Annotated in this window: 9 protein-coding genes; 8 read left to right on the top strand and 1 reads right to left on the bottom strand. The window is 52.7% G+C overall.

The genetic code is table 11. The features are described 5' to 3' along the window. Window positions 1-689: 689 nt before the first annotated feature. Entirely contained in the window at window positions 690-896 is a 207-nt protein-coding gene (locus OQV04_RS16315) for a YbfA family protein (protein ID WP_000424924.1), read from the bottom strand. A gap of 312 nt (window positions 897-1,208) precedes the next feature. Here OQV04_RS16315 and kdpF point away from each other — a divergent pair, with 312 nt between their 5' ends. From kdpF to speFL, 8 genes are all read left to right on the top strand, one after another. Then, window positions 1,209-1,298 (top strand): K(+)-transporting ATPase subunit F, encoded by a 90-nt coding sequence (gene kdpF / locus OQV04_RS16310; RefSeq protein WP_001365534.1) that lies wholly within the window; start codon window positions 1,209-1,211, stop codon window positions 1,296-1,298. Beyond that, window positions 1,298-2,971, top strand: a complete 1,674-nt coding sequence (gene kdpA, locus OQV04_RS16305; RefSeq protein ID WP_032280513.1) for a potassium-transporting ATPase subunit KdpA — start codon at window positions 1,298-1,300, stop codon at window positions 2,969-2,971. The genes kdpF and kdpA overlap by 1 nt, the downstream gene beginning before the upstream one ends. Window positions 2,972-2,993: 22 nt before the next feature. Further along, window positions 2,994-5,042, top strand: coding sequence for a potassium-transporting ATPase subunit KdpB (gene kdpB, locus OQV04_RS16300; protein ID WP_032280512.1), 2,049 nt, complete (start codon window positions 2,994-2,996; stop codon window positions 5,040-5,042). Between the two features lie 8 nt (window positions 5,043-5,050). Further along, window positions 5,051-5,623 carry a K(+)-transporting ATPase subunit C gene (gene kdpC / locus OQV04_RS16295; protein WP_032280511.1) on the top strand — a complete coding sequence of 191 codons (573 nt, stop codon included), beginning with the start codon at window positions 5,051-5,053 and terminating at the stop codon, window positions 5,621-5,623. Then, window positions 5,616-8,300, top strand: coding sequence for a two-component system sensor histidine kinase KdpD (kdpD, locus tag OQV04_RS16290; protein WP_089534661.1), 2,685 nt, complete (start codon window positions 5,616-5,618; stop codon window positions 8,298-8,300). The genes kdpC and kdpD overlap by 8 nt, the downstream gene beginning before the upstream one ends. After that, window positions 8,297-8,974: a two-component system response regulator KdpE gene (gene kdpE / locus OQV04_RS16285; RefSeq protein ID WP_032280508.1), complete on the top strand. Its 678-nt coding sequence runs from the start codon at window positions 8,297-8,299 to the stop codon at window positions 8,972-8,974. The genes kdpD and kdpE overlap by 4 nt, the downstream gene beginning before the upstream one ends. Window positions 8,975-9,135: 161 nt before the next feature. Continuing rightward, window positions 9,136-9,270, top strand: a complete 135-nt coding sequence (locus OQV04_RS16280; protein WP_001299172.1) for a hypothetical protein — start codon at window positions 9,136-9,138, stop codon at window positions 9,268-9,270. Continuing rightward, the gene (gene speFL, locus OQV04_RS16275) at window positions 9,249-9,353 is read left to right on the top strand and encodes a leader peptide SpeFL (protein WP_001312672.1); all 105 of its coding nucleotides are present in this window, start codon (window positions 9,249-9,251) and stop codon (window positions 9,351-9,353) included. The genes OQV04_RS16280 and speFL overlap by 22 nt, the downstream gene beginning before the upstream one ends. The last annotated feature ends 177 nt before the right edge of the window (window positions 9,354-9,530 follow it).

Here is a 9,530-nt window from a genome sequence, read left to right as displayed (position 1 = left end):
CATTTTATCTTTTCAGCCATAATCACTAATAATATTAAGCAATTAGCAATGTTTACAACGACCAGAACGGATACATCGTTATGCATTTAACAATCCCAATATATTCACCATGCAAATAAAACCACTAGTAACAGACACGCTACCGCCTCCATATAAAAATGGACACCTTATAAAATTGTATCTTGCATAGAAAAAGCTGAAATATCGGATGCGTTTTAATTATTAACTATAAATCTATAAGCTTTTTATTAACAACAACACATCTTATTGCATTAGATATGTTAACAATTAATTATTCTTAATATATCAATAAAGTATATATTACTCTCTTTACTATCTGCTTTTCTTGCGGTAGCGATGTTAATAGCAAAATTCGGAATTTATTTAGATGCTGGAATGAGCAAAAGTGACAGGGGCTTTCTCACCTTCCCCTGAGGTTTCAGGAAAGTGTGTAATGGAGTATGCAACCTAACTGAAGATTTCTGACGACATAGTTGCTTAGAGCAACAATGGAGGCGACCGCATCCTGAGCCGCCCTTTAAAAGGATACTATCGAAACTTGATGCTAAAACAGTGATGAAATGAATAACACGATGTAAACGTCTTCCATGTTAATTATCATGGAAGACGTTGATGTAAAACACATAAACCAGCCCCCTGATACGAGGCTGGCTTAAGCGCGCAGGCAATCAGTAAAAATCACCGGTTGCCTTTTCGGCCTGATCCATCCACACCGGTTTGTCGCTGGTTTTCGACCAGACGCGGTGCAGGTAGCTGTAAAAGCGGGCGCGGTCTTTCCAGAAAAGCATGAAAGGCAGCGCCAGAACGCCCGCTGCAACCGCATAAGTACGGCGTAAAAAGATAAGCCATGCAGGATATTCTCTGTAGAGTTCCATACTTTTCTCCCCCTTTTGTATCTACCCGGTGAATAGCACCGGAAAAATGAATTTGTTTATCTGATGAAAATAGTACCGCCTTTTGTGTAATTTTACTACTCATCCGACCACTTATTTTTGCTTATTGATGGTTTATTTACATTGACCCTGTAATTAAGTTACACAAAAGTTAAATTAATACTAAACATTAGTTAAATCATGGCTTTTGCCATTTTTATACTTTTTTTACACCCCGTCCGCAGATTTTTGCGAAATCTTTGCAGCCAAAATTCTACCCTTCCGGTATCACTTTTAGGCCACTGGAGGTGCACTGTGAGTGCAGGCGTGATAGCCGGCGTGTTGCTGGTGTTTTTATTACTGGGTTATCTGGTTTATGCCCTGATCAATGCGGAGGCGTTCTGATGGCTGCGCAAGGGTTCTTATTGATCGCCACGTTTTTACTGGTGCTGATGGTGCTGGCGCGTCCCTTAGGTAGCGGGCTGGCACGGTTGATTAATGATATTCCTCTTCCCGGTACAGCGGGCGTTGAACGTATACTCTTTCGTTTACCTGGCGTCTCTAACCATGAGATGAACTGGAAGCAGTATCTCTCAGCCATTCTCGGCCTGAACATGCTGGGGCTTGCGGTGCTGTTTTTTATGTTGCTCGGTCAGCACTATCTGCCGCTTAATCCACAGCAGTTGCCGGGGCTGTCGTGGGATCTGGCGCTGAATACCGCCGTCAGCTTTGTCACGAATACCAACTGGCAATCTTATAGCGGTGAAACCACGTTGAGCTATTTCAGCCAGATGGCGGGCTTAACGGTGCAAAACTTTCTTTCTGCCGCCAGCGGGATTGCGGTGATTTTTGCCTTCATCCGTGCATTTACCCGCCAGAGCATGAGCACACTCGGGAATGCCTGGGTCGATCTGCTACGCATCACGTTATGGGTGCTAGTCCCTGTGGCGTTGTTGATCGCACTGTTTTTTATTCAACAAGGTGCACTGCAAAACTTTCAGCCTTATCAGGCGGTGAATACCGTTGAAGGAGCGCAACAGCTGTTACCAATGGGTCCGGTGGCTTCTCAGGAAGCGATCAAGATGCTCGGCACTAACGGCGGTGGTTTCTTTAATGCCAACTCGTCGCATCCGTTTGAAAACCCAACCGCACTGACCAACTTCGTGCAGATGCTGGCGATCTTCTTGATCCCAACAGCGCTGTGCTTTGCCTTTGGTGAAGTGACGGGCGATCGCCGCCAGGGGCGCATGTTGCTGTGGGCGATGTCAGTGATTTTTGTCATCTGCGTAGGCGTGGTGATGTGGGCAGAAGTTCAGGGTAATCCTCATCTGCTGGCGCTGGGTGCGGACAGCAGCATCAATATGGAAGGTAAAGAGAGCCGTTTCGGCGTGCTGGTCAGTAGCCTGTTTGCGGTCGTGACTACGGCGGCGTCCTGTGGCGCGGTGATTGCGATGCATGATTCGTTTACCGCTCTCGGTGGCATGGTGCCGATGTGGCTGATGCAAATTGGTGAAGTGGTATTCGGCGGTGTCGGTTCTGGTCTTTACGGCATGATGCTGTTTGTCCTGCTGGCGGTGTTTATTGCCGGGCTGATGATTGGTCGTACACCGGAATATCTGGGTAAAAAAATCGACGTACGTGAGATGAAACTGACTGCACTGGCGATTCTGGTCACCCCGACGCTGGTGCTGATGGGCGCGGCGCTGGCAATGATGACCGACGCCGGACGTAGCGCCATGCTCAACCCTGGCCCGCATGGTTTTAGCGAAGTGCTGTACGCCGTGTCATCCGCCGCTAACAACAACGGCAGCGCCTTTGCCGGATTAAGCGCCAACTCTCCGTTCTGGAACTGTTTACTGGCGTTCTGCATGTTTGTCGGTCGCTTCGGGGTGATTATCCCGGTGATGGCAATTGCCGGTTCGCTGGTGAGTAAAAAGAGCCAACCCGCCAGCTCCGGCACGCTGCCAACGCACGGCCCGCTGTTTGTTGGCCTGTTAATCGGCACCGTGTTGCTGGTTGGCGCACTGACCTTTATCCCTGCCCTGGCGCTTGGTCCGGTGGCGGAATATCTCTCCTGATGATATTGAGTGAGCACTGAATATGAGTCGTAAACAACTGGCGCTATTCGAACCAACACTTGTCGTTCAGGCGCTGAAAGAAGCGGTGAAAAAATTAAACCCGCAGGCGCAATGGCGCAATCCGGTGATGTTTATCGTCTGGATCGGCAGTCTGCTGACCACCTGTATTAGCATCGCGATGGCAAGCGGTGCGATGCCCGGCATTGCGCTGTTTAGCGCAGCCATTAGCGGTTGGCTGTGGATCACCGTACTGTTCGCTAATTTCGCCGAGGCGCTGGCAGAAGGCCGCAGTAAAGCGCAGGCCAACAGTCTGAAAGGGGTGAAAAAAACTGCCTTTGCCCGCAAGCTGCGCGAACCGAAATATGGCGCTGCGGCGGACAAAGTTCCCGCCGATCAACTGCGCAAAGGTGACATCGTGCTAGTAGAAGCTGGCGATATTATCCCCTGCGATGGTGAAGTTATTGAAGGGGGTGCATCGGTCGATGAAAGCGCCATCACCGGGGAATCGGCACCGGTTATCCGTGAATCCGGCGGCGATTTTGCCTCCGTCACCGGCGGCACGCGTATTCTTTCTGACTGGCTGGTGATTGAGTGTAGCGTTAACCCCGGCGAGACATTTCTGGATCGGATGATCGCGATGGTGGAAGGCGCACAGCGACGTAAAACGCCGAACGAGATTGCCCTGACCATCCTGCTGATTGCCCTGACTATCGTCTTTTTACTGGCAACCGCCACGCTGTGGCCGTTTTCTGCGTGGGGTGGTAATGCAGTCAGTGTAACGGTACTGGTGGCGCTGCTGGTCTGTCTGATCCCAACCACTATTGGCGGCCTGTTGTCAGCGATCGGCGTCGCCGGGATGAGTCGGATGCTGGGCGCGAATGTGATTGCCACCAGCGGACGTGCAGTTGAAGCGGCAGGTGACGTTGACGTTCTGCTGCTGGATAAAACCGGCACCATCACACTCGGTAACCGTCAGGCATCGGAGTTTATCCCTGCGCAGGGCGTGGATGAAAAAATGCTGGCTGACGCCGCACAACTGGCTTCGCTGGCTGATGAAACGCCGGAAGGCCGCAGTATTGTGATCCTCGCCAAGCAACGTTTTAACCTGCGCGAACGCGATGTGCAGTCGCTCCATGCCACCTTTGTACCGTTTACTGCGCAAAGCCGGATGAGCGGGATCAACATCGACAACCGCATGATCCGTAAAGGTTCTGTCGATGCCATTCGCCGCCATGTTGAGGCTAACGGTGGTCACTTCCCTGCCGATGTTGATCAAAAAGTCGATCAGGTTGCGCGTCAGGGAGCCACGCCGCTGGTGGTGGTGGAAGGTTCTCGTGTGCTGGGCGTTATTGCGCTGAAAGATATCATTAAAGGCGGCATTAAAGAACGCTTCGCGCAACTGCGCCAAATGGGCATTAAAACGGTGATGATTACCGGCGATAACCGTCTGACTGCCGCTGCGATAGCTGCAGAAGCGGGCGTCGATGATTTCCTCGCCGAAGCGACACCGGAGGCCAAGCTGGCATTGATTCGTCAGTATCAGGCGGAAGGTCGTTTGGTAGCGATGACCGGCGACGGCACCAACGATGCTCCGGCGCTGGCGCAGGCAGATGTCGCGGTGGCGATGAACTCTGGCACCCAGGCGGCGAAAGAGGCGGGCAATATGGTCGATCTCGACTCTAACCCGACCAAGTTGATCGAGGTGGTGCACATTGGCAAACAGATGCTGATGACCCGTGGCTCGCTGACCACCTTCAGCATTGCCAACGATGTGGCGAAATACTTCGCCATTATTCCGGCGGCGTTCGCGGCAACGTATCCGCAGTTAAATGCGCTGAACATCATGCGCCTTCATTCGCCCGACTCCGCCATTCTCAGTGCGGTCATTTTCAACGCCTTGATTATCGTCTTTTTGATTCCTCTGGCGTTAAAAGGTGTGAGTTATAAACCGCTTACCGCTTCTGCCATGTTGCGCCGTAACTTATGGATTTACGGTCTGGGTGGGCTGCTGGTGCCGTTTATTGGTATCAAAGTCATTGATTTACTGCTGACCGTTTGCGGTCTGGTGTGAGGTTTACCATGAGTGGATTACGTCCGGCATTATCGACATTTATCTTTCTGTTATTGATTACTGGCGGCGTTTACCCGCTGCTGACCACCGTGCTGGGGCAATGGTGGTTTCCCTGGCAGGCCAATGGTTCGTTGATTCGTGAAGGTGATACGGTGCGCGGTTCGGCATTAATCGGGCAGAATTTTACCGGCAACGGCTATTTTCATGGTCGCCCGTCGGCAACGGCAGAAATGCCCTATAATCCACAGGCTTCTGGCGGGAGCAACCTGGCGGTCAGTAACCCTGAGCTGGATAAACTAATAGCCGCACGCGTTGCTGCATTACGGGCCACTAACCCGGATGCCAGCGCGAACGTTCCGGTTGAACTGGTGACGGCGTCGGCAAGCGGGCTGGACAATAACATCACCCCGCAAGCGGCTGCCTGGCAGATCCCACGCGTAGCGAAAGCGCGTAATCTCAGCGTTGAACAGCTCACGCAACTGATCGCAAAATACAGCCAACAACCACTGGTGAAATATATCGGCCAGCCGGTCGTCAACATTGTCGAACTCAATCTGGCGCTGGATAAACTTGATGAATAACGAACCCTTACGTCCCGACCCCGATCGTCTGCTGGAACAAACTGCCGCGCCGCATCGGGGGAAGCTGAAAGTTTTCTTCGGTGCCTGCGCAGGCGTCGGGAAGACCTGGGCGATGCTGGCAGAAGCCCAGCGACTGCGGGCGCAAGGGCTGGATATTGTGGTTGGCGTGGTAGAAACCCACGGGCGGAAAGATACCGCCGCCATGCTGGAAGGGCTGGCTGTTCTGCCGCCAAAACGCCTGGCGTACCGTGGGCGGCACATCAGCGAGTTTGATCTCGATGCCGCCCTCGCCCGCCGTCCGGCGCTGATCTTAATGGACGAACTGGCGCACAGTAATGCGCCAGGTTCTCGTCATCCTAAACGCTGGCAGGATATCGAAGAACTGCTAGAAGCTGGCATTGATGTTTTCACAACCGTCAACGTTCAGCATCTGGAAAGTCTGAATGATGTGGTCAGCGGCGTCACCGGAATTCAGGTACGGGAAACCGTGCCCGATCCTTTTTTCGATGCCGCCGACGACGTGGTGCTGGTGGACTTGCCCCCGGACGATCTGCGCCAGCGGCTGAAAGAAGGCAAAGTCTATATTGCCGGGCAGGCGGAGCGCGCCATTGAACATTTTTTCCGCAAAGGCAATCTGATCGCCCTGCGCGAACTGGCACTGCGCCGTACTGCCGATCGCGTTGATGAGCAAATGCGCGCCTGGCGGGGGCATCCTGGCGAAGAGAAAGTCTGGCACACGCGCGACGCGATCCTTTTATGCATCGGGCATAACACCGGCAGTGAGAAACTGGTCCGCGCGGCGGCGCGGCTGGCGGCGCGGCTGGGTAGCGTCTGGCACGCGGTGTATGTTGAAACCCCTGCCCTGCATCGCTTACCGGAGAAAAAACGTCGGGCAATTCTCAGCGCCTTACGTCTGGCGCAGGAGCTGGGCGCGGAGACGGCAACACTTTCTGATCCAGCGGAAGAGAAAGCGGTAGTGCGTTATGCCCGTGAACATAATCTCGGCAAGATTATTCTCGGTCGCCCAGCCTCGCGCCGCTGGTGGCGTCGGGAAACGTTTGCTGACCGACTGGCGCGCATCGCCCCCGATCTCGATCAGGTGCTGGTCGCGCTTGATGAACCACCCGCCCGCACGATTAACAACGCGCCGGATAGCCGCTCTTTTAAAGACAAGTGGCGGGTACAGATTCAGGGATGCGTGGTTGCCGCCGCGTTATGCGCCGTTATCACCTTAATTGCCATGCAGTGGCTGATGGCGTTTGATGCCGCCAACCTGGTGATGCTGTATCTACTTGGCGTGGTGGTGGTGGCGCTATTTTATGGACGCTGGCCTTCGGTGGTTGCTACCGTCATTAATGTGGTGAGTTTCGATCTCTTTTTTATCGCCCCACGCGGCACGCTCGCCGTCTCTGATGTGCAATATCTGCTGACCTTCGCGGTGATGTTAACCGTCGGGCTGGTGATCGGGAACCTTACTGCTGGCGTGCGTTATCAGGCGCGGGTAGCCCGTTACCGCGAACAACGCACACGGCACTTATATGAAATGTCGAAAGCTCTGGCTGTGGGCCGCAGTCCGCAGGACATCGCCGCCACCAGCGAACAATTTATTGCCTCCACGTTTCATGCCCGCAGTCAGGTGTTGTTGCCCGATGACAACGGTAAATTGCAGCCGTTAACACATCCGCAAGGAATGACGCCGTGGGACGATGCCATCGCGCAGTGGAGTTTTGATAAAGGCCTGCCTGCGGGTGCGGGCACCGACACGTTACCCGGCGTGCCGTACCAGATTTTGCCGTTAAAAAGCGGTGAGAAAACCTACGGGCTGGTGGTGGTGGAACCGGGGAATCTGCGTCAGTTGATGATCCCGGAACAGCAGCGCCTGCTGGAGACGTTTACGCTGTTAGTCGCCAATGCGCTTGAGCGGCTGACGCTGACCGCCAGCGAAGAACAGGCGCGGATGGCAAGCGAACGTGAACAGATCCGCAACGCCCTGCTGGCGGCGCTTTCGCATGATTTACGCACTCCGCTTACGGTGCTGTTTGGTCAGGCAGAAATCTTAACGCTCGATCTGGCAAGCGAAGGATCACCCCACGCCCGCCAGGCCAGCGAGATTCGTCAGCATGTGCTGAACACTACCCGACTGGTGAATAATCTACTGGATATGGCGCGAATTCAGTCCGGCGGCTTTAATTTGAAGAAAGAGTGGTTAACGCTGGAAGAAGTAGTCGGCAGCGCGCTGCAAATGCTGGAACCGGGTTTATCGTCGCCCATCAATCTTTCTCTGCCAGAACCGCTGACCTTAATCCACGTTGACGGGCCACTCTTTGAACGGGTGCTGATTAATTTGCTGGAGAACGCAGTGAAATATGCGGGTGCGCAGGCCGAAATTGGTATCGATGCCCACGTTGAGGGCGAAAATCTACAACTGGATGTCTGGGATAACGGCCCCGGTCTTCCGCCAGGCCAGGAGCAGACGATATTTGATAAGTTTGCTCGCGGGAATAAAGAGTCGGCAGTACCGGGGGTAGGGCTTGGACTGGCAATTTGTCGGGCGATTGTGGATGTACACGGCGGCACCATTACCGCGTTCAACCGACCGGAAGGTGGTGCCTGTTTTCGTGTTACACTTCCCCAGCAAACCGCTCCTGAACTTGAAGAATTTCATGAGGATATGTGACAAACGTTCTGATTGTTGAAGATGAACAGGCTATTCGTCGCTTTCTGCGCACGGCGCTGGAGGGCGACGGGATGCGCGTCTTTGAGGCCGAAACGCTGCAACGCGGCTTGCTGGAAGCGGCAACCCGTAAGCCAGATTTGATTATTCTCGATCTCGGCCTGCCCGATGGTGATGGGATTGAGTTTATCCGCGACCTGCGCCAGTGGAGCGCGGTGCCGGTGATTGTGCTTTCCGCACGCAGCGAAGAGAGCGACAAAATCGCCGCGCTGGATGCCGGAGCGGATGATTATCTGAGTAAGCCGTTTGGCATTGGCGAATTGCAGGCCCGTCTGCGCGTCGCATTACGCCGCCACTCTGTCACCACCGCGCCCGATCCGCTGGTGAAATTCTCCGATGTTACCGTCGATTTAGCCGCCCGCGTGATTCACCGGGGTGAGGAAGAGGTGCATCTCACGCCGATTGAATTCCGCCTGCTGGCGGTGCTGCTGAATAATGCCGGGAAAGTGCTCACCCAGCGCCAACTCCTTAACCAGGTGTGGGGGCCAAACGCGGTCGAACACAGTCATTATTTGCGTATTTATATGGGGCATCTGCGACAAAAACTGGAGCAAGACCCGGCCCGGCCTCGCCATTTTATTACTGAAACTGGGATTGGTTATCGGTTTATGCTTTGAATTTTTATTCAATAAATTCGCCTAAATAGTGATTAATTTATTATTAAACCTGCGCCAAATATTATTATTTGGCAGGTTTAATTTCTTAACGCAAATATAAAACACGAAATTACAACATTTAAGTAACAAAACAGCATCTAGTATGGCGCTATTCATAATTAATGATTTATTATCTGGGGTATGATCGTTTTTTGTTGATCTTCTTCACAGATTATAGCCATTTCATGGATAGAATAACTCTACCTTCAACTGACACAGCAAGAGGTAAAGGTAAATGGAAAATAATAACCGCTTAATGCCTCATATAAGGCGGACAACCCATATCATGAAGTTTGCCCATCGTAATAGTTTTGACTTTCATTTCTTTAATGCCCGCTAGTCTTCTGACTAAAGGGCACCCCAGCGTACAGGTCTCCCTGACTTTAAGCATTACAGGTTAATACCTGTATCCCTCGGTGCTCATATACTGCTAACCCTTTTAAACTCTACATAATTCGAGTCGCAGCATATGCAACTTGAAGTATGACGAGTATATACTCTAAATAATTCGAGTTGC

It is taken from the genome of Escherichia sp. Lx600-2 (genome assembly GCF_036662595.1).
Lineage (GTDB): Bacteria > Pseudomonadota > Gammaproteobacteria > Enterobacterales > Enterobacteriaceae > Escherichia > Escherichia coli.
This window is presented reverse-complemented; position numbering and strand designations above follow the sequence as displayed.